Genomic DNA, 19697 nt, shown 5'->3' with positions numbered 1-19697 from the left:
TACGGGTCAGTTGGAAGGAATAAACAATCGAATAAAGGTCATCAAGCGGATGGCGTACGGTTACCGGGATAGCGAATTCTTTTTCATGAAGATCAAGAACGTCTTTCCCGGTAATCCGTGAAGAACCAATAAAAAGCCCCGCCTGCATCACTGCAGGCGGGGCTTTCGGTACAGGGGGTAAGGCTGGCTTACATCATGCCGCCCATGCCACCCATGCCGCCCATGTCAGGCATACCGCCGCCAGCCGCGCCTTCAGCCTTCGGCTTGTCAGCAATGGCGGCTTCGGTGGTCAGGATCAGGCCACCGATGGAGGCTGCTGCCTGCAATGCCGAACGAGTCACCTTGGTAGGATCCAGGATGCCCATTTCGATCATGTCGCCGTAGACGCCAGTCGCAGCGTTGTAACCGTAGTTACCTTTGCCGTTCTTGACTTCGTTGACCACAACGCTTGGCTCGTCGCCGGAGTTGGCAGCGATCTGGCGCAGCGGTGCTTCAACAGCGCGACGCAGTACAGCAATACCGACGTTCTGGTCAGCGTTGTCGCCGGTCAGGTTGGTCAGGGCTTCCAGAGCACGGATCAGCGCAACGCCACCGCCAGGTACCACGCCTTCTTCGACGGCTGCGCGGGTTGCGTGCAGGGCGTCTTCAACGCGGGCTTTCTTCTCTTTCATTTCAACTTCGGAGCCAGCGCCAACCTTGATCACTGCAACGCCGCCGGACAGCTTGGCCAGACGCTCTTGCAGTTTTTCACGGTCGTAGTCCGAAGACGTTTCGGCAACCTGGGCACGGATCTGACCGATGCGCGACTGGATGTCGCTCTCAACGCCAGCACCATCAACGATGATGGTGTTTTCCTTGGAGATGGTCACGCGCTTGGCGCTGCCCAGGTTTTCCAGGGTGGCGCTTTCCAGGCTCAGGCCGATCTCTTCGGAGATAACGGTACCGCCGGTCAGTACGGCGATGTCCTGCAGCATGGCCTTGCGACGATCGCCGAAGCCTGGCGCCTTGACGGCGGCGACTTTAACGATACCGCGCATGTTGTTCACGACCAGCGTCGCCAAGGCTTCGCCTTCAACGTCTTCGGAAACGATCAGCAGCGGACGGCCGGCTTTGGCAACGGCTTCCAGCACTGGCAGCATTTCGCGGATGTTGGAGATCTTTTTGTCGACCAGCAGGATCAGCGGGCTGTCCAGCTCGGCAACCATGGTCTCAGGCTTGTTGACGAAGTACGGGGACAGGTAGCCACGGTCGAACTGCATGCCTTCTACAACCGACAGTTCGTTTTCCAGGCCGCTGCCTTCTTCAACGGTGATCACGCCTTCTTTACCGACTTTTTCCATGGCTTCGGCAATGATGTCACCGATGGAGCTGTCGGAGTTGGCGGAGATGGTGCCCACCTGAGCGATGGCCTTGGTGTCGGCGCATGGCTTGGACAGGTTTTTCAGCTCGGCAACAACGGCGATGGTCGCCTTGTCGATGCCGCGCTTGAGGTCCATCGGGTTCATGCCGGCAGCGACAGCCTTGTAGCCTTCGTTGACGATTGCCTGAGCCAGAACGGTAGCCGTGGTGGTGCCGTCGCCCGCGTCATCGTTGGCACGGGAGGCAACGTCTTTAACCAGCTGCGCGCCCATGTTTTCGAAACGGTCTTCGAGCTCGATTTCTTTTGCGACGGAAACGCCGTCCTTGGTGATGGTCGGAGCGCCGAAGCTCTTCTCGATGATCACGTTACGACCTTTCGGGCCCAGGGTCGCTTTTACTGCGTCAGCCAGGACATTGACACCGGTGAGCATTTTTTTGCGGGCGGAATCGCCGAATTTAACTTCTTTAGCAGCCATGATCGATATTCCTTAAATACTTTGTAGTAACGGGAAAATGAGCGGGGAAATCAGTCTTCCAGAACAGCGAGAATCTCGTTCTCAGCCATAACCAGCAGGTCTTCGCCGTCGACTTTCACAGTGTTGCTGCCCGAGTAAGGGCCAAATACAACCTTGTCACCGACTTTAACGGCCAGCGCACGTACGTCACCGTTTTCCAGAGTCTTGCCTGGGCCTGCAGCGACGATCACACCGTGGTTGGCTTTTTCAGCAGCCGAACCTGGCAGAACGATACCGCCAGCGGTTTTCTTTTCTTCTTCGCTGCGACGGATTACGACGCGGTCGTGCAGAGGACGAAGCTTGCTCATTGTCGATCTCTCCTAATTGTGTTTTTCATCGGCCGGTATCAGTACCGGCGGGTTGTAATCCGGCTGTGCCGGTCGCGTCTCGCCAGGCAAGACGCGGAAGTCTGTCTGGCGTTGCCACCAGAAAACCTTTCGGTGACCGATACATAAGGGCGCACAAGCTTATTACAAGGGGCCGAGACGGATTTTTTTGCATCGCCCCCCCTAACGAGACACGGCACCCGAGGGTGCCGTGCCGGTGAAGCGTTATTTGTTGTCGCGGTGTTCGAACTCGCCTTCGATCACGTCGCCTTCACGCCCCAGGGGCTGGCGCGGTGCCGGACCGCCACGGGGTTGCAGGTCGTCGGCGAACGCGCGTTGGCGCATCGCAGCCTCTTCGGCACGCTGGCGCATCTTGCCGGCCAGCCGCTTGCGGGTGAACGGCAGCAGCATCACCAGGCCGATCACGTCACTGATAAAGCCGGGCAGGATCAACAGGCCGCCGGCCAGGGCCATCATCAGGCCTTCGAGCATGGTCTGGGCAGGCAGTTCGCCACGATTCAGGCTTTCACGGGCACGCAACGCCGTGGCCAGGCCGGCGACGCGCAGCACCAGCACGCCAAGCATCGAGCCGAGAATGATCAGCAACAGGGCCGGGAAAAACCCGATTGCACTGCTGACTTGAACGAAGACGAACAGCTCCAACACCGGGAATAGCAGAAAGAGCAATAAAAAAGGGCGCATCAAATGGTTCCTCAACGCAAGAATGCCTTGCCAGTCCACCTTAGATGACGTCGCCATTGTGTGAATTCAAGCGCTGACGGGCTCTTTTTTCGGCCAGGCCGCAGCATGGGCCAGTGAAACCAGGGCCTCTCGCACCTGTGTCGGCGTGTTGCAAGGTGTTGCAAACGGCAACCAGTGCAACGACTGGCCGATACGCAGGTGCAGACCTTCGCCGTCGATGCCGGCCAATTGGGCGGGTTCGCGGGTCGGCAAGTCGGCCAGTTGCACGTAGTGAGCAATGGCCTTGGAGTGATCGCTGTTCATGTGTTCGACCATGTTGCGTTCGGCCTTGCCGGCGAACGGATTGGCCAGGGTCAGTTGGTCGACCCAGTGAATAGCGCCGAACCCGCCGATATAGCGGTGCCGCACGGGCTTGAGTACCCAGAAGTCGAAATCGTGGGCCTTGTGGTAGTTGGCCGAATCGGGGAAGTAGCGGTAATAACGCTCGGCGGCGGCCTCGATGGCCGCGGCGTCTTCGAGCTTTTCGGCTTCGGCGAGGTACGTCAGACGCCCCACGGCCTGCACATCATCGGCCTCGCGCTCGCCCACCAGCAGCGAGCACCTGGGATCTTTTTGCAGGTTATGGGTGTGCTGGGCGATCCGGCTGATGAGGATCAGCGGCCGGCCCTGCTCGTCCAGGCAATAGGGCACGACCGAACCGAACGGAAAGCCGGGCATGGCTTTGGAGAGTGTGGAAAGAGCCCCACGGTATTCCTTGAGCAACAGCTCTCGGGCGTTTCTGGCAACTTGCGCGCTCAACGTATGACTCCTCGTGTATTCCATCGCCCATGGCTTATGGGAATGGATCTCAACACACGGTAATCAATCTGCGCGCCGGTTGCCAGCCACTGCCCTGCCGCCCCCGACTTTATTACCAGGCCACGCCAAAGCCTGCGGTGTAGCGGGTTTTGCTCAAGTCGCTTTGTTCTTCACCGCTGACCACATCGCGCTCGGCCTTGAGGTTGAGCGACGCCCATTCGGTGACCTTGTAGCGCAGACCGATTTCCGCATCCAGCGAGTAATCGGCCGGTGCATCGATTGGTTTGCCCAGTTCGCCGTTGGTGAAGAATTCCACGGTCTTGCCAACCAGATAGCGGTTGTAGTTCCACTTCATGGCCAGGGAATAGAAGTTGTCCTTGCCGCCGTTGGCATATTCGTAATCGGTGCGGTTGACCAGCGAGCCAAGGGAGAACGCGCCCAGTTCGTCATCCCAGAACTGGTAGCCCGGGCCGGTGCCGACGGTGCGCTGGCGCGCCAGCTCTTCAACCTTGTCGCGCTTGTAGGTCAGGCGCCCCTGCCAGAACCAATGTTCGGTGATGAAACGGTCAAGGTCATATTCCAGGGCCCAGTTGTCTGTGGTGGTGACGTCGTCCTGGAACTCGCGGTTGTATTCGCCCTGCCCGGTATGACGCCATTGGCCATGGCGCGCGGTTGTCTTGAAGTCGACGTCGTAGTCGTTGGTGTCCCGTTCGGCGCGCTTGTAGTCCAGAGCCATGTCCACATTGCCTTTCCACACCAGGTCCTGGATCACCGGCTTGGGCTTGAGGATCTGCTGGATGCTTGCCAGCTCAACGGTCTTGGGGGCTTCGCCATTGGCCAGCACCACTTTGCCATCGTCGGCAGGCTTCAGGGATTTGGCCTTCTCACCGCTGTAGGCGTCCTGCTTGACCAGCAGTTCCTGGTCGCTCTCCAGGGTTTTTACCTGTTTCCAGTCCACCGGGATTGCGCCGCCATAGCTGGTCTGGATCAGCAGCTTGCCGCCATCGAAGACCTTGATCTTGCCCGTCAGGCGGTCACCATTCTTCAGCCAGACGGTGTCGGCGAGCACGGGGGTTGAGGCGCTGAAAACAGCGAGGCACAGCAGAGTTCTGGACAACATAAGCGGATTCGGGGCTCAGGGTTGGCGAAAAAAGGACGATTATCGTTAGATAGCTAGCACTGACTCAAGTATGAATGTTCAGTTCAACCAACGCCCTCATTTTTACAGACGTTTCTGACAGATAGACAGACGATCTCAACGGATGGACCCATAGTGATTCAAGCTGCCGATACCCCGCAAAGCCCCGCCGACATGCGCCGCACGGCGTTATACCTGACCCTGGCGAATGTCCCCGAAGGCTGTGTGGTGAGTTACGGCGAACTGGCGCACCTGGCAGGGCTGGGTCGCGCTGCACGCTGGGTGGGGCGCACTCTCAGCCAGTTACCGGACGACACGCGCCTGCCCTGGCATCGGGTGCTGGGTGCCGGTGGTCGGATAAGCCTGCCGGCGGGCAGCGCCTCGGGCGAGGAGCAACGCGCACGTTTGCGGGCTGAGGGCGTTACAGTGCGCAACAATCGTGTGGATATTCAGCGCCATGGCTGGCGCCCGGTAGAGCACAGCGGTTAGAGTGCGCGCTTTGTTTCCCGTGAATCTGAGGCAGACTCCAGCCCATGCCCCGTAAAACCTGGCGCGCCGCGCTCGCTGCCTATGCCAGCCCTTCGACGCTTGTTCTGTTGTTGCTCGGCTTTGCCGCCGGCCTGCCTTACATGTTGGTGTTTTCAACGCTTTCAGTGTGGCTGCGCGAGGCCGGTGTGGCCCGCGAGACCATCGGCTATGCGAGCTTGATCGGCCTGGCGTACGCCTTCAAATGGGTCTGGTCGCCGCTGCTCGACCAATGGCGCCTGCCACTGCTCGGCAAACTCGGGCGTCGTCGCTCCTGGCTGGTACTTGCCCAATCGCTGGTGATCCTTGGATTGATCGGGATGGGCTTTTGCGACCCGCAAAAGCATTTGTCGTGGCTGATCGCGATTGCGGTGGTCGTGGCATTCGCATCGGCCACCCAGGATATCGCGGTGGATGCCTATCGCCTGGAAATCGCCGACGACAGCCGCCAGGCCGCCCTGGCCGCCAGCTATATGTCCGGTTATCGCATCGCCGCCCTGCTCGCCACGGCGGGCGCACTGTTCTTTGCCGAGGGTTTCGGCTCAACGGGTTTCAACTACAAGCATTCGGCGTGGACCGGCACCTATGTACTGTTCGGCGCGCTGATGGTGCCCGCGCTGCTGACCACCCTGTTCATGCGCGAACCCAACTTACCGCTGCGCACCCAGTTGCAGGCCGGGCGCTACAGCTTCATGCATCAGCTTGTGTCTGTGTTTGTGCTGATCGTGCTGCTGGTGTCGGTGCCAGCGATGTTCACTCAGTTGTACAACACCGATTTCGCCAGCGTGCTGTTCCAGGGCGTGAGCCTGTGGCAATTGTTGCTGGAGGACCGCGCCTTCCTGCGCGCCATTCTCTACATCCTCCTCACTGCGCTGTGCCTGTCGACCATGGGCCGCCGGGGCCTGGCCCCCGTGCTGACGCCGGTCAACGACTTTATCCTGCGCTACCGCTGGCAGGCGTTGCTGCTGCTCGGGCTGATCGCGACCTATCGCATGTCGGACACCGTCATGGGCGTGATGGCCAACGTGTTCTACATCGACCAGGGCTTCACCAAGGATCAGATTGCCGGCGTCAGCAAGATCTTCGGCCTGATCATGACCCTGGTCGGCGCCGGCATGGGCGGACTGCTGATTGTGCGGTTCGGCATCCTGCCGATCCTGTTTATCGGCGGCGTGGCCTCGGCCGCTACCAATCTGCTGTTCGTGATGCTCGCCGACATGGGTCCCGACCTGCAGATGCTGATCTTCACCATCTCACTGGACAACTTCAGCTCGGGCCTGGCGACCTCTGCGTTCGTGGCCTACCTGTCGAGCCTGACCAACCTCAAGTTCTCCGCCACGCAATACGCCCTGCTCAGCTCGATCATGCTGCTGCTGCCACGCCTGATCGGCGGCTACTCGGGGGTGATGGTGGAGAAGTTCGGCTATCACAATTTCTTCCTGATCACCTGCATGCTGGGTGTGCCTACGCTGCTGCTGATTGCGCTGCATTGGTATCAGGAGAATCGGCGGGCGCGATTGAATCCTCCCGCCGAAGAGTGACACGCCTCGGTCAATGTGGGAGCTGGTTTGCCTGCGATGCAGACACCTCGGTACGTCAGGCACGCCGCGCTGATGCCATCGCAGGCAAGCCAGCGCCCACCTGAAGCCCTCCCTTTCTGATGCCTGTACTCCGGCAGCAACCGCCCGTACAATCCCAAGTCATTTCAAGTCCAAGCAACCGACAACGGCCTACCATGCGTACCAGTCAATATTTGCTCGCCACACAGAAAGAAACGCCTTCCGACGCGGTTGTGATCAGCCATCAGCTGATGCTGCGCGCCGGCATGATCCGCAAACTGGCCTCGGGCCTGTACACCTGGCTGCCCATGGGTTTGAAGGTGATGCGCAAGGTCGAGGCCATCGTTCGCGAAGAGATGAACGCCGCCGGTTCTCTGGAAGTGTTGATGCCGAGCACCCAACCGGCTGAGCTGTGGCAGGAATCAGGGCGCTGGGAAGAGTACGGCCCTGAGCTTTTGCGCTTCAAGGACCGTCATGGCCGCGATTTCTGCGCCGGCCCGACCCACGAAGAAGTGATCACCGACCTGATGCGCAACGAGCTGAGCAGCTACAAGCAGCTGCCGCTGAACCTGTATCAGATCCAGACCAAGTTCCGTGACGAAATCCGCCCGCGCTTCGGCTTGATGCGTGGCCGTGAATTCATCATGAAGGACTCGTATTCGTTCCACGCCGACCAGGCATCGCTGCAGGTCACCTATGACCGCATGCACCAGGCCTATTGCAACGTGTTCACGCGCCTGGGCCTGAAATTCCGCCCGGTTGAAGCGGACAACGGCTCCATCGGCGGCGCCGGCTCCCACGAGTTCCACGTACTGGCCGAATCCGGTGAAGACGATATCGCCTTCAGCAACGGTTCCGACTACGCGGCGAACATCGAGAAAGCCGAAGCCGTGCCACGGGAAACTTCCCGCCCTGCGGCGGCTGAAGAACTGCGCCTGGTGGATACGCCCGAGACCAAGACCATCGCGGCCCTGGTGGAAAAATTCAATCTGCCGATTGAAAAGACCATCAAGACCCTGATCGTGCGCGCCGAGGAAGAAGGCAAGCTGATCGCCCTGGTGATCCGTGGCGACCACGAGCTCAACGAAATCAAGGCGGCCCAGCAACCTGGCGTGGCCAGCCCGCTGGTGATGGCCACCGATGCCGACCTGCGCGACGCCATTGGCGCCGGTGCTGGTTCCCTCGGCCCGCTGAACCTGCCGTTGCCGATCATCATCGACCGCTCGGTGGCACTGATGAGCGACTTCGCCATCGGCGCCAACATCGATGACAAGCACTACTTCGGCGTGAACTGGGAGCGTGACCTGCCCGTTCCGACCGTGGCCGACCTGCGCAACGTGGTGGCCGGCGACCCGAGCCCGGATGGCAAGGGCACCCTGGAAATAAAGCGCGGCATCGAAGTCGGGCACATCTTCCAGCTGGGCAACAAGTACAGCAAGGCGATGAAGTGCGAAGTGCTGGGCGAGAACGGCAAGCCGATCACCCTGGAAATGGGCTGCTACGGCATTGGTATTTCTCGCGTGGTGGCCGCTGCCATCGAGCAGAACAACGACGACAAGGGCATCATCTGGAGCGACGCACTGGCCCCGTTCCAGGTTGCCCTGGTGCCGCTGCGCTATGAAACCGAGCAAGTGCGCGAAGCCACCGACAAACTGTATGCCGAACTCACGGCCGCCGGTTTCGAAGTGCTGCTGGATGATCGGGACAAGAAAACCAGCCCGGGCATCAAGTTCGCCGACATGGAGCTGATTGGCATCCCGCACCGGATCGTGGTCAGTGACCGTGGCCTGGCCGATGGCAATCTGGAATACAAAAGCCGGACCGAAGCCGAAGCCCAACCGTTGCCGGTGGCTGACGTGCTGTCTTTCCTTCAGGCGCGTATTCGTCGCTGAAAACCAGATCAAGAGAAGTCATGTTCAAGCGAAACACCAGAGCCCTGGGGGGCGCCGCCTTATGCGGCGCCCTGCTGGTCAGCGGCTGCGCCAACCAGATGTCACAACGCAGTGAGCACGAGGAGCGGGTCGAGCGCAAATTGCTCGATCACAGCCTGCAGATCGATGTAGGCGAGCCCAAAGTGCTGGAGCTGCCGCAGCGCCGGGTTCGCATTCACGAACAGAAGACCTTCGAAGTCACCGAATTCGAAGTCACCCGCCGCTACGACCGCTACACGCCCTACCAGCCCTGGCGCAAACTCTATGAGATGCCCCTGGGAGCCGTCGCCCTGGTGGCAGGCGCGGGAGCCAATGTGGCGAACATCTTCGCCCTCGGCAACCTGCCTGACAGCATGACCCACGACTGGCTGATCTACGGCGTGGACGGCCTCAACCCGTTCATGAACGTGCAATCCCACGGTCGCGCGCAGCAGAACCTCGCCGGCATCGATGAAGTCCAGCGCGACAAGCGCCTGGAGTATTCGAGCCTGCCATGGAGCGAGCGCCCGGTGCAGGTCACTGCTGGCAGGCAAACCCACGAGCTGACCACCGACCGCAACGGCGTGCTGCGCCTGAACCTGCTGGACAGCCCGTTTGCCGAGCAGGACCTGAATCACATCACCACCCTGCTGATCAGCGTGCAGGATGGCCAGGACGATGTGCATTCGGATGCTTCCCTGGCGGTCAGCAGCGGCCTGCGCGGCAAGTTGCTGGAAGCCCACGGGCTGATTTTTGACGACCTGGAAGATGACGAAGTGAGCCAGTGGGTGCACCGGGTCAAGCGTCTGTCGGAGTTGGGCCTGGAAGAGGAAGCCAGCGAGCTGGAGCAGAGCCTGATCGAACTGACCCGCAATGATCCGGAGCTGCAGCAGGAGTTTCTGCAAGCGCTGACCAAGGAGGCGGGGCGGCTGGTGGCGGATCCCGGCGCCCGCTGAGTTTTCGCAAACGCTGTAAATCTAAATGTGGAAGGGGGCTTGCTCCCTCCCACATTTTGCTCCGGGTATCTACCAGGAGAATTCCAACTGTTCATTGCCGCCGCTGAGGTCGAGCAACCGCACGCCAATCCCCAACAACCGCACCGGCTTGCCACCGCGATTGAACGCCTGCGTCATCAGCTGTTGATAACTCTCCAGATCCCGCCCTGCCCCGGCCTGCTCCAGCGTTGTCTGGGTAAAGTCATGAAATTTCACTTTCACGAACGGCTTGCCCGCGCGGTAGCTGCTGTCGATGCGCGCCATGCGCCCGGCCAAGGTGTCCATCAGTTCGGGCAGCTTGGCCAGGCAACTGGCAAGATCGGGAAGGTCCGTATCGAAGGTATTTTCCACGCTGATGGATTGTCGCCGACTGTCATTGTGCACCGCGCGTTCATCGATCCCGCGAGCCAGGCTCCACAAGCGCTCACCGAAACTGCCGAATTCGCGCACCAGCGCCAGCTTGTTCCACTCACGCAACTGCAGGCAGTCCTCGATGCCCAGACGCGCGAGCTTGTCGGCGGTGACCTTGCCCACACCGTGCAGTTTGCTGACGCGCAACTGGGAGACAAAATCTTCGATCTGGTCCGGGGTAATCACAAACAGGCCGTTGGGTTTTTTCCAGTCGCTGGCGATCTTGGCCAGGAACTTGTTCGGCGCCACGCCGGCGGACACGGTGATGTGCAATTGATTGGAGACGCGGCGACGGATGTCCTGGGCGATGCGGGTGGCGCTGCCACCAAAATGCGGGCTGTCGGACACATCGAGGTAGGCTTCATCCAGCGACAGCGGCTCGATCAGATCGGTGTAGTCACGAAAGATCGTCTGGATTTCCTTCGAGGCTTCTTTATAGGCGTCCATGCGCGGCTTGACGATGGTCAGGTCCGGGCACAGTTTCAGCGCATGGCGTGACGACATGGCCGAGCGCACACCGTAAGCCCGCGCCTCATAGTTGCAGGTGGCGATCACTCCGCGCCGATCCGCAGACCCACCCACCGCCAACGGTTTTTGCGCCAGGCTCGGGTCATCGCGCATCTCGATGGCGGCGTAGAAGCAATCACAGTCGACGTGGATGATTTTGCGCTGCGTCATATAAAAACAGGGGTGTATTCCAACGGAAGGCCAGTATCGCACTCACCCCTGTATATAGCACCAGTAGTTTGATTCTTCCGCTTGAGCGGTAGGAAATTTACCAGATGAATATGTTTTCTCAATCGAATTGGAGCCACCGATAGAGCTGAGAAGCCCAGCCATACTGGGCCGTCGCCGCTAAAAGCGCTCCAGTGGAGAGCTAACCGATTGAACCACAAGCGCTTTTCTTCTATTTACGGGTTGACACACTCGCGTTCCTCTGTAGAATGCCGACACACAGACGCGGGATGGAGCAGTCTGGTAGCTCGTCGGGCTCATAACCCGAAGGTCGTCGGTTCAAATCCGGCTCCCGCAACCAAACATCAAAAAAGGCTACTCGAAAGAGTGGCCTTTTTTGTGCGTGCCTGTTTTATCAACGCCAGCATCGTGTGCGCTTAAAAACGGACTGCCGGGTGGTCCGACGCTGAGCAAGCCCGCTCGCCATAAACGTGTGTTCAATCGACCACTTAGGCGTCAGGCGTGGATTAATCACACTTATTTGCCGCGTCGGCCCATTAACGGTTGACACCTCGTCGCCGGACTGTACAATGCCGCCCACAGACGCGGGATGGAGCAGTCTGGTAGCTCGTCGGGCTCATAACCCGAAGGTCGTCGGTTCAAATCCGGCTCCCGCAACCAAACATCAGAAAAGGCTGCTCGAAAGAGTGGCCTTTTTTGTATCCGGTGAAAAAGTTCTTCTTAAACAATGACCTGGCATCTTTCATGAAACCCTCCACGGTTTGTTGAGTCCATCTCATTGCACGCTATGCTCAATGTTCAAGCACTACCCTCTACGACCAATGGCCGCTGTCGCCGCCCCCGGTGTTCCGCGTTAATATTTGTACTTATTTTGTCCATAGGGATTGGTAACTTGGCTGGATACCTCCATCCTGTCGCGCACAATCCACGAGGTGATTGATGCGCGCCAACTCGTCTGAACCACAAGAGACCGTCACAGCGGAACAACCGATCGCTCCCGGCCGTTTGCGCTGGCTGGATCTGTTGAGCAAATACCGTCAGCCCATCGGGCTGGCCGTGACCTTGCTGCTGTTCGCTATTGCCCTGATCGCCTGTCGACACCTGCTGCTGGAGCTGGACCTCTACGCGCTCCACGACTCGATCCTGGAAGTGCCCAGGCCCGCCCTGCTCGGTGCCTTCGGCGCGGGCGTCGCAGGCTTCATCATTCTGCTGGGCTATGAGTTTTCCGGTGCGCGCTATGCCGGGGTGAAACTGCCTGCCAAGACGCTGGCCCTCGGTGGTTTTACCGCCTTTGCCATCGGCAATGCGATTGGCCTGTCGATGCTCTCCGGCGGGTCGGTGCGCTACCGTCTATATGCACGCCACGGCGTCGGCGCCTCAGAAGTCGCGCACATGACCGTGTTCGCCAGCCTTGCGCTGGGCTGCGCCCTGCCACCGCTGGCTGCCCTGGCCACCTTGAGCAATCTGCCGGCGGCCTCGACCTACCTGCATTTGCCGCAAAGCCTGCTCGGCGGTGTGGCCGGCGCCGTGCTGCTGTTGTCGGCCGCGCTGTGCATCGGCATCTACCGCCGTCGCCTGCCGGAACAACCCTACCCGGACAACCTGCTGGTCAGGGCCGGGCGCCGCACCTTGCGCCTGCCGGGTCGCCGCCTGACCTTCCTGCAACTGATCATCACCGCGCTCGATGTGGCCGCTGCCGCCACCGTGCTCTATATGTTGCTGCCGGAAGCGCCGCCCTTCGGCCCGTTCCTGCTGGTGTACCTGCTGGCCCTGGCCGCCGGCGTACTCAGCCACGTACCGGGCGGCGTCGGGGTGTTCGAGGCGATCCTGCTGGCGGCGTTTGCCGACAAGCTCGGTGCTGCGCCATTGGCTGCCGCGCTGCTGCTGTACCGCATGATCTACGTGGTGCTGCCGCTGCTGATCGCCTGTGTGTTCCTTCTGGTCAATGAAGCCCAGCGCCTGTTCCAGACCCAGCAGAGTCTGCGGGTTGCTTCAGGGCTGGCGGCGCCAGTGTTGGCCGTACTGGTTTTTTTGTCCGGCGTGGTCCTGCTGTTCTCTGGCGCCACGCCCGAAATCGACTCACGCCTGGAAAACATCGGCTTCCTGATTCCCCACCGCCTGATTGACGCCTCGCACTTTGGTGCCAGCCTGATCGGCGTGCTGTGCCTGTTACTGGCCCAGGGCCTGCGTCGACGCTTGTCCGCCGCCTGGATGCTGACCATGGTGCTGCTGCTGACGGGCGCCCTGCTGTCGCTGCTCAAGGGGTTCGACTGGGAAGAAGCCAGTCTGATGACCATGACAGCGGTGCTGCTGGCGATCTTCCGCCGCTCGTTCTACCGCGCCAGCCGCCTCACCGAGTTGCCCTTCTCGCCGCTTTACCTGGTGGCCAGCGTGTGCGTACTGGGTGCGTCGATCTGGCTGCTGCTGTTCGCCTATCAGGATGTGCCTTACAGCCATCAGCTGTGGTGGCAGTTCACCCTCGACGCCAACGCGCCGCGCGGCCTGCGCTCGCTGCTGGGCGCCGCGGTGCTGCTGGTGATCGTGTCGCTGACCTGGCTGCTGCGCACCGCCCGTCCGATCATTCACCTGCCGACCCCGGACGAACTGGAGCGCGCCACTCGCATCCTGATGGCGTCATCGCAGCCCGATGGCGGCCTGGCACTGACCGGCGACAAAGCCCTGCTGTTCCACCCCAACGACGAAGCCTTCCTGATGTACGCCCGTCGCGGGCGCAGCCTGGTGGCCTTGTACGACCCCATCGGCCCGACCCAGCCACGCGCCGAAATGATCTGGCAGTTCCGCGACCTGTGCGACATCCACCACGCGCGTCCGGTGTTCTATCAGGTGCGCGCCGAAAACCTGCCGTACTACATGGACATCGGCCTCACCGCGATCAAGCTGGGCGAAGAAGCCCGGGTCGACCTCAAGCGCTTTGACCTGGAAGCCAAGGGCAAAGAGATGAAGGACCTGCGCTACACCTGGAACCGTGGTACCCGGGACGGCTTGTCCCTGGAGATCTTCGAGCCAGGCCAGGCGCCAATGGACGAGCTCAAGGTCATCTCCGATGCCTGGCTGACCGGCAAGAATGTGCGCGAAAAGGGGTTTTCCCTGGGACGCTTCAGCGACGACTACCTCAAGCACTTTCGCATCGCGATCATTCGCTTCGAAGGGCGTACGGTGGCCTTCGCCAATTTGCTCGAGACCTACAACCACGACCTGGCCAGTCTCGACCTGATGCGCGCGCACCCCGATGCGCCAAAGCTGACCATGGAATTCATGATGGTCGGCCTGATCCAGCATTATAAGAACCACGGCTACGCCCGCTTCAGCCTCGGCATGGTGCCGTTGTCGGGCCTGCAACCGCGCCGTGGCGCGCCGTTGACCCAGCGTCTGGGTTCGATGGTGTTCCGCCGTGGCGAGCAACTGTATAACTTCCAAGGTTTGCGCCGCTTCAAAGACAAATTCCAGCCTGACTGGGAACCTCGTTATATGGCCGTGCCCGCCGGACTTGATCCGCTGGTGGCACTGGCCGACACCGCCGCCCTGATCGCGGGCGGCTTGACTGGATTGGTGAAACGCTGATGATTCGACGTTCCTGGCGGTATGTATTGGCCATCGTGGTGTTGCTCGCCCTGATCGCAGGCGGCGGCTTCTGGTACTGGACCCGCCCTGCCCCGCAGCCGGTGCTGGAGCAGATGCCCCAGGCCGATGGCACGGTGATGACCCTTGTGACCCCCGCTGCCGCAGCCAAAGCCCGCGTGGCCGTGGCAGTGCCGGCTGATCAAACCCTGACCGACAGCCAACTGATCGCCCTGAGCCAGGGCGGCAAGGCGCAGATTGTCCAGGTGATCCTGCCAAAGGACGACTGCAAGCTACAGGAACAGGCGCTGCAAACTGCCCTGAGCCAGCTCAAGGGCCCCGCGACACTGGTCAGCGGCATCGGCCCTGGCGCCGCCCTCGCCTGGCGCTGGCTGGCCACTCAGAACGACGACAAGGCCAACGCCATCTCCGTCGGCTTCGCCCTGGTGCAGGAAGGCTGCAAGGACCCGCTGCCGAAAACCGCCGCCCATGGCAACTGGCTGGTTGCATGGAACGATAACCCTGACGATGAAAGCGCCAGCTTCGTACGCGATACTCCGCGCGCCACCACCAGCATCAGCGACTACGACATCCATTACCCGCAAGTGCTGAACAATGAGCTGCGCAAGCAACTGGTGGGTTCGGACAACGGCGGCCTGGCCATCCCGGTCGTCGAAGTGCCTGCCGGTCAAGCCAAGGACACTGTCACCCTGTTCCTCTCCGGTGACGGCGGCTGGCGCGACCTGGACCGCGACGTGGCCGGTGAAATGGCCAAGATCGGCTACCCGGTCGTGGGCATCGACACCCTGCGCTACTACTGGCAGCACAAGAGCCCGGAACAAAGCGCCAAGGACCTCACCGAGCTGATGCAGCACTACCGGCAGAAATGGGGCACCAAGCGGTTCGTGCTGACTGGTTATTCGTTTGGCGCCGACGTACTGCCGGCGATCTACAACCGTCTGCCGGAAAACGAACAGCAGCGGGTCGATGCAATCATCCTGCTCGCATTCGCCCGCACCGGCAGCTTTGAAATCGAAGTGGAAGGATGGCTGGGCAACGCCGGCAAAGAGGCCGCCACCGGCCCGGAAATGGCCAAGTTGCCACCTGAGAAAGTGGTGTGCATCTATGGCGCCGAAGAAGTCGACGAGAGCGGCTGCACCGACAAGACGGCCGTGGGTGAGGCGTTGAAATTGCCGGGCGGGCATCACTTCGACGAGAACTATCCGGCGCTGGCCAAGCGCCTGGTGGAGATCATCGTGAAGCACCAGGCTAAAACCGAATAACGCAGGCTTTACGCCGTACACCATGTGGGAGGGGGCTTGCTCCCGATAGCGGTGGATCAGTCAACATCTTCAGTGACTGACTCTCTGCAATCGGGAGCAAGCCCCCTCCCACATGTGTTTTGTGTTGTCGGTAATACCTAGCGTGGCTCGATATGGGCGATCATCAATTGCACAGTCTCGTTGCCGCGAAACTCGTTTACATCGAGCTTGTAGGCCAATTCCACCCAACGTACGGTCGGGTTCGGCCAGACTTCACGGTCCACTCCAAACGCAATGCCGTCGAGCTTCACCGAACCGCATTCGCTCTTGAGCACCACCTTCAGGTGCCGCTCGCCCACCACGCGCTGCTCCACCAGCTGGAACACACCATGGAACAACGGCTCGGGAAAGTGCTGCCCCCACGGCCCGGCATGGCGCAGCGCGCGGGCCAGTTCCAGGTGAAATTCTTCCACGGCCAGGGTGCCGTCGGTCAGCAGGCGGCCGGTGAGGTCTTCTTCACGCAGTTGACGACGCACTTCGGCATCAAAGGCCTGGGCAAACAACGGAAAGTTCGCCTCGGGCAGTGTCAGCCCTGCCGCCATGGCGTGGCCGCCGTATTTGGCGATCAGGTTGGGGTGCTGGCTGGCCACCACGGCCAGCGCATCACGAATATGAAAGCCTTGCACCGAACGCCCTGAGCCCTTGAGCAAACCATCGCCCGCATCGGCGAACGCAATGGTGGGGCGAAAATAGCGCTCCTTCATGCGCGAGGCCAGGATACCGATCACGCCCTGGTGCCACTCCGGATCGAACAGACACAAGCCATAGGGCATCGACTCCACCGGCAGGTCTTTGAGCTGGGCCAGGGCCTCGCGCTGCATGCCTTGCTCAATGGACTTGCGGTCCTGGTTCATGCCGTCCAGCTGTGCGGCCATTTCCCGGGCGGCAGCCATATCGGTGGTGAGAAGGCATTCAATGCCCAGACTCATATCGTCCAGACGACCGGCGGCGTTGAGCCGTGGCCCGAGGATAAACCCGAGGTCGGTGGAGGTGATGCGTGCCGCGTCGCGCTTGGCCACTTCAAGGATCGCCTTGATCCCTGGCCGGGCGCGACCGGCGCGAATGCGCTCCAGGCCCTGATGCACCAGGATGCGGTTATTGGCATCCAGCGGCACCACGTCGGCGACGCTGCCCAGGGCCACCAGGTCGAGCAGATCACCGATGTTCGGTTGCGGCTTGTCAGCGTACCAACCCAGGTCGCGCAAGCGCGCACGCAGGGCCATCAGCACATAGAAGATCACGCCAACGCCAGCCAGAGCCTTGCTGGGGAATTCACAGCCCGGCTGGTTCGGGTTGACGATCGCGTCGGCAGCCGGCAATTCGTCACCCGGCAAGTGGTGATCGGTGACCAGCACCTTGAGCCCCGCCGCCTTTGCCGCCGCCACGCCTTCGACGCTGGAAATGCCGTTGTCCACGGTGATCAGCAACTGCGGCTCACGCTGCAACGCCACGGCGACGATTTCCGGGGTCAGGCCATAGCCATATTCGAAGCGGTTGGGCACCAGGTAATCCACATGGGCCGCGCCGAGCAAGCGCAGGCCCAGGGTGCCCACGGTGCTGGCAGTGGCGCCATCGGCATCGAAGTCACCGACGATCAGGATGCGCTGGCGCTGTTCCAGGGCGACCACCAGCAGGTCCACCGCCGCGTCGATACCCTTGAGCCGCTGATAGGGAATCAACTGCTTGAGGCTTTTATCCAGCTCGACCTCGGACCGCACCCCACGCGCAGCGTAAAGACGGGTCAACAGCGGTGGCAAATCACCGAGAAACGGCAGGACGGCGGGCAACGGACGGGGATCGATACGCATGGGACGGGATGGGATCTCTATGGGGGATTTTAGCTTCAAGCTTGCAGCTGCAACGCTTCAACCGCGCTCGCCAACCAGCCATTGCAATTGCACTTCATGCTGACCACGGTCGTCGGTGACGAAGATCGTGCCTTCACTGATCATCACATCCCACTTGATCACCCGTGGCATGTCCTTGGCCAACACCTCGAGGATTTCCTGGGGCACGGCGGCGATGTGCACGTTCTTCAGGTTATTGGCCACCGGGACCACCTTGCCTTCCCACACACGCAGGCTGCCGTAGGCCAGCAGGCTGGTGCGTTCGGTACGGCGTGAGCACCAGGTCAGGCGGTCGGCATCCGGCTGGCCGACTTCAATCCAGTGCAACACCCGATCATCCAGGCTTTTTTCCCACAGGGCAGGCTCATCAACATCCGACAGACCGCGCCCGAACGCCAGTTGCTCGTTGTACCAAAGGGCGTAGGCCAGCAGGCGCACGGTCATGCGCTCTTCGGTTTCCGAAGGGTGGCGGGCGATGGTTTGTTTGACGCTCTCATACACCGAACGGTCAAGGTCGGTGAGGTTGAGTTCGAATTTGTAGGTCGTGGACGGCTGGGCCATGAACGGGCTTCTAGAGACAGGGAAAGGCGGCCAGTCTAACCGATGGAGAGCGCATTCAACGAATCCTGCGCTGCATCATCCTTATCCCTGAATGGCGCGCCTATGTTAAAAGCATCACATCCCCTCCCCGCCCAGCGCAGACAAGGATCACCATGTCGTTTAATGCCAAGCCGCTTGCCGGCCTCAAAGTCATCGAACTCGGCACCCTCATCGCCGGCCCGTTTGCTTCGCGTATCTGCGCCGAGTTCGGCGCCGAGGTGATCAAGGTCGAGTCGCCGGACGGCGGCGACCCACTGCGTAAATGGCGCAAGCTGTACGAAGGCACTTCGCTGTGGTGGTTCGTGCAGGCGCGCAACAAGAAGTCGCTGACGCTGAACCTCAAACACCCTGATGGCCTGGCGATTCTCAAGCAGTTGCTGGCAGACGCCGACATCCTGATCGAAAACTTCCGCCCCGGCGTGCTGGAAAAGCTCGGGCTGGGATGGGAGACCCTGCATGCGTTGAACCCGAAACTGGTGATGGTGCGCCTCTCGGGATTTGGCCAGACCGGGCCGATGAAAGACCAGCCGGGGTTCGGCGCCGTGGGCGAGTCCATGGGTGGGCTGCGCTACATCACCGGCTTCGAGGACCGACCGCCAGTGCGCACGGGCATCTCCATCGGCGATTCGATTGCCGCGCTGTGGGCGGTGATCGGCGCATTGATGGCGTTGCGACATCGTGAGGTCAATGGAGGGTTGGGCCAAGTGGTGGATGTGGCGCTGTATGAAGCCATCTTCGCCATGATGGAAAGCATGATCCCGGAGTTCGATGTGTTCGGGTTTATCCGCGAGCGCACCGGCAATATCATGCCCGGCATTACACCGTCCTCGATCCACACCAGCGCCGACGGCAAGCATGTGCAGATCGGCGCCAACGGCGACGCGATTTTCAAGCGTTTCATGTCGGCTATCGGCCGTGAAGACTTGGCGAACGATCCGCAACTGGCCAGCAATGACGGGCGTGACAGCCGTCGCGACGAACTGTACGGCGTCATCGATCGCTGGGTCAATTCGCTGCCGCTGGAGCAGGTGGTGGAGCAGTTGAACAAGGCCGACGTGCCTGCCAGCCGAATCTACAGCGCCGAAGACATGCTCGGCGATCCGCAGTTTCTCGCACGGGAAATGTTCCTCAAGGCGCAATTGCCGGGCGGCAAGGACTTCAAGATGCCAGGCATCGTGCCCAAGCTTTCGGACACGCCGGGCAGCTGCGAATGGGTCGGGCCGCAATTGGGCGAGCACAACGCTGTATTGCTGACCGAGCTGGGCTATGACGCGGCGGCGATTGCCAGTCTGCGTGAACAGGGGGCGATCTGACGCAGTGACAAATCGCGGGCAAAAAGAAACCCTGAAGTGTGGGGAGACACTTCAGGGTTAAACGTGGCCTTACAATGACCAGTACAACAAGCCACAAACACC

General features: G+C 60.9%; 16 protein-coding genes and 2 tRNA genes. 10 read left to right on the top strand and 8 right to left on the bottom strand.

The window, feature by feature from the left end:
* The coding region (locus TU75_RS19105) for a transposase (protein ID WP_211263080.1) at window positions 1–121 on the top strand (121 nt) is incomplete at its 5' end.
* Between the two features lie 67 nt (window positions 122–188).
* Here the strand turns inward: TU75_RS19105 and groL are convergent.
* The 5 genes from groL to TU75_RS19080 all read right to left on the bottom strand — a co-directional run bounded on the left by groL (window position 189) and on the right by TU75_RS19080 (window position 4820).
* The gene (gene groL, locus TU75_RS19100) at window positions 189–1835 is read right to left on the bottom strand and encodes a chaperonin GroEL (RefSeq protein ID WP_003238874.1); all 1647 of its coding nucleotides are present in this window, start codon (window positions 1833–1835) and stop codon (window positions 189–191) included.
* 50 nt (window positions 1836–1885) lie between these two features.
* A complete protein-coding gene (locus tag TU75_RS19095) occupies window positions 1886–2182 on the bottom strand; it encodes a co-chaperone GroES (RefSeq protein ID WP_003175874.1) in 297 nt (98 codons plus the stop codon).
* Window positions 2183–2425: 243 nt separating this feature from the next.
* Window positions 2426–2902 carry an FxsA family protein gene (locus tag TU75_RS19090; protein ID WP_060549760.1) on the bottom strand — a complete coding sequence of 159 codons (477 nt, stop codon included), beginning with the start codon at window positions 2900–2902 and terminating at the stop codon, window positions 2426–2428.
* Window positions 2903–2968: 66 nt separating this feature from the next.
* Window positions 2969–3700 (bottom strand): HugZ family pyridoxamine 5'-phosphate oxidase, encoded by a 732-nt coding sequence (locus tag TU75_RS19085; protein WP_060549759.1) that lies wholly within the window; start codon window positions 3698–3700, stop codon window positions 2969–2971.
* Window positions 3701–3812: 112 nt separating this feature from the next.
* Window positions 3813–4820: a DUF481 domain-containing protein gene (locus TU75_RS19080; protein WP_015372871.1), complete on the bottom strand. Its 1008-nt coding sequence runs from the start codon at window positions 4818–4820 to the stop codon at window positions 3813–3815.
* Between the two features lie 192 nt (window positions 4821–5012).
* Between TU75_RS19080 and TU75_RS19075 the strand changes: the two genes are divergently transcribed.
* From TU75_RS19075 to TU75_RS19060, 4 genes are all read left to right on the top strand, one after another.
* Entirely contained in the window at window positions 5013–5327 is a 315-nt protein-coding gene (locus TU75_RS19075; protein WP_231982059.1) for an MGMT family protein, read from the top strand.
* A 44-nt stretch (window positions 5328–5371) separates the two neighbouring features.
* Window positions 5372–6904: an AmpG family muropeptide MFS transporter gene (locus tag TU75_RS19070; RefSeq protein WP_060549757.1), complete on the top strand. Its 1533-nt coding sequence runs from the start codon at window positions 5372–5374 to the stop codon at window positions 6902–6904.
* A 194-nt stretch (window positions 6905–7098) separates the two neighbouring features.
* Entirely contained in the window at window positions 7099–8814 is a 1716-nt protein-coding gene (locus TU75_RS19065; RefSeq protein ID WP_060549756.1) for a proline--tRNA ligase, read from the top strand.
* 20 nt (window positions 8815–8834) lie between these two features.
* Window positions 8835–9788 (top strand): hypothetical protein, encoded by a 954-nt coding sequence (locus tag TU75_RS19060; RefSeq protein ID WP_003238890.1) that lies wholly within the window; start codon window positions 8835–8837, stop codon window positions 9786–9788.
* A 69-nt stretch (window positions 9789–9857) separates the two neighbouring features.
* On the opposite strand, the gene dinB is transcribed toward TU75_RS19060, so the two are convergent.
* Window positions 9858–10916 carry a DNA polymerase IV gene (gene dinB / locus TU75_RS19055; protein WP_015372873.1) on the bottom strand — a complete coding sequence of 353 codons (1059 nt, stop codon included), beginning with the start codon at window positions 10914–10916 and terminating at the stop codon, window positions 9858–9860.
* Between the two features lie 281 nt (window positions 10917–11197).
* On the opposite strand from dinB, the gene TU75_RS19050 reads away from it, so the two are divergent.
* From TU75_RS19050 to TU75_RS19035, 4 genes are all read left to right on the top strand, one after another.
* A tRNA-Met gene (locus tag TU75_RS19050) sits at window positions 11198–11274 on the top strand.
* A 243-nt stretch (window positions 11275–11517) separates the two neighbouring features.
* Window positions 11518–11594: transfer RNA gene (locus TU75_RS19045), tRNA-Met, on the top strand.
* A gap of 279 nt (window positions 11595–11873) precedes the next feature.
* Window positions 11874–14516: a bifunctional lysylphosphatidylglycerol flippase/synthetase MprF gene (gene mprF / locus TU75_RS19040; RefSeq protein WP_003238893.1), complete on the top strand. Its 2643-nt coding sequence runs from the start codon at window positions 11874–11876 to the stop codon at window positions 14514–14516.
* A complete protein-coding gene (locus TU75_RS19035; protein WP_003238896.1) occupies window positions 14516–15796 on the top strand; it encodes a virulence factor family protein in 1281 nt (426 codons plus the stop codon). The genes mprF and TU75_RS19035 overlap by 1 nt, the downstream gene beginning before the upstream one ends.
* A 137-nt stretch (window positions 15797–15933) precedes the next feature.
* Here the strand turns inward: TU75_RS19035 and recJ are convergent, their stop codons facing one another.
* Complete coding sequence (recJ, locus tag TU75_RS19030) at window positions 15934–17643, bottom strand: single-stranded-DNA-specific exonuclease RecJ (RefSeq protein WP_060549755.1); 1710 nt, start codon at window positions 17641–17643, stop codon at window positions 15934–15936.
* A gap of 57 nt (window positions 17644–17700) precedes the next feature.
* Complete coding sequence (locus tag TU75_RS19025; protein WP_003238901.1) at window positions 17701–18243, bottom strand: YaeQ family protein; 543 nt, start codon at window positions 18241–18243, stop codon at window positions 17701–17703.
* Between the two features lie 152 nt (window positions 18244–18395).
* Here TU75_RS19025 and TU75_RS19020 point away from each other — a divergent pair, with 152 nt between their 5' ends.
* On the top strand, window positions 18396–19595 hold the full coding sequence (locus TU75_RS19020) for a CaiB/BaiF CoA transferase family protein (RefSeq protein WP_060549754.1): 1200 nt from the start codon (window positions 18396–18398) through the stop codon (window positions 19593–19595).
* The last annotated feature ends 102 nt before the right edge of the window (window positions 19596–19697 follow it).

The organism is Pseudomonas poae (assembly GCF_001439785.1).
Lineage (GTDB): Bacteria > Pseudomonadota > Gammaproteobacteria > Pseudomonadales > Pseudomonadaceae > Aquipseudomonas > Aquipseudomonas poae.
This window is presented reverse-complemented; position numbering and strand designations above follow the sequence as displayed.

Coding starts and splice junctions, on each gene's coding strand:
- groL (WP_003238874.1), bottom strand. CDS start 1,835: ATGGCTGCTAAAGAAGTTAAATTCGGCGATTCCGCCCGCAAAAAAATG.
- TU75_RS19095 (WP_003175874.1), bottom strand. CDS start 2,182: ATGAGCAAGCTTCGTCCTCTGCACGACCGCGTCGTAATCCGTCGCAGC.
- TU75_RS19090 (WP_060549760.1), bottom strand. CDS start 2,902: ATGCGCCCTTTTTTATTGCTCTTTCTGCTATTCCCGGTGTTGGAGCTG.
- TU75_RS19080 (WP_015372871.1), bottom strand. CDS start 4,820: ATGTTGTCCAGAACTCTGCTGTGCCTCGCTGTTTTCAGCGCCTCAACC.
- TU75_RS19075 (WP_231982059.1), top strand. CDS start 5,013: ATGCGCCGCACGGCGTTATACCTGACCCTGGCGAATGTCCCCGAAGGC.
- TU75_RS19070 (WP_060549757.1), top strand. CDS start 5,372: ATGCCCCGTAAAACCTGGCGCGCCGCGCTCGCTGCCTATGCCAGCCCT.
- TU75_RS19065 (WP_060549756.1), top strand. CDS start 7,099: ATGCGTACCAGTCAATATTTGCTCGCCACACAGAAAGAAACGCCTTCC.
- TU75_RS19060 (WP_003238890.1), top strand. CDS start 8,835: ATGTTCAAGCGAAACACCAGAGCCCTGGGGGGCGCCGCCTTATGCGGC.
- dinB (WP_015372873.1), bottom strand. CDS start 10,916: ATGACGCAGCGCAAAATCATCCACGTCGACTGTGATTGCTTCTACGCC.
- mprF (WP_003238893.1), top strand. CDS start 11,874: ATGCGCGCCAACTCGTCTGAACCACAAGAGACCGTCACAGCGGAACAA.
- TU75_RS19035 (WP_003238896.1), top strand. CDS start 14,516: ATGATTCGACGTTCCTGGCGGTATGTATTGGCCATCGTGGTGTTGCTC.
- recJ (WP_060549755.1), bottom strand. CDS start 17,643: ATGCGTATCGATCCCCGTCCGTTGCCCGCCGTCCTGCCGTTTCTCGGT.
- TU75_RS19025 (WP_003238901.1), bottom strand. CDS start 18,243: ATGGCCCAGCCGTCCACGACCTACAAATTCGAACTCAACCTCACCGAC.
- TU75_RS19020 (WP_060549754.1), top strand. CDS start 18,396: ATGTCGTTTAATGCCAAGCCGCTTGCCGGCCTCAAAGTCATCGAACTC.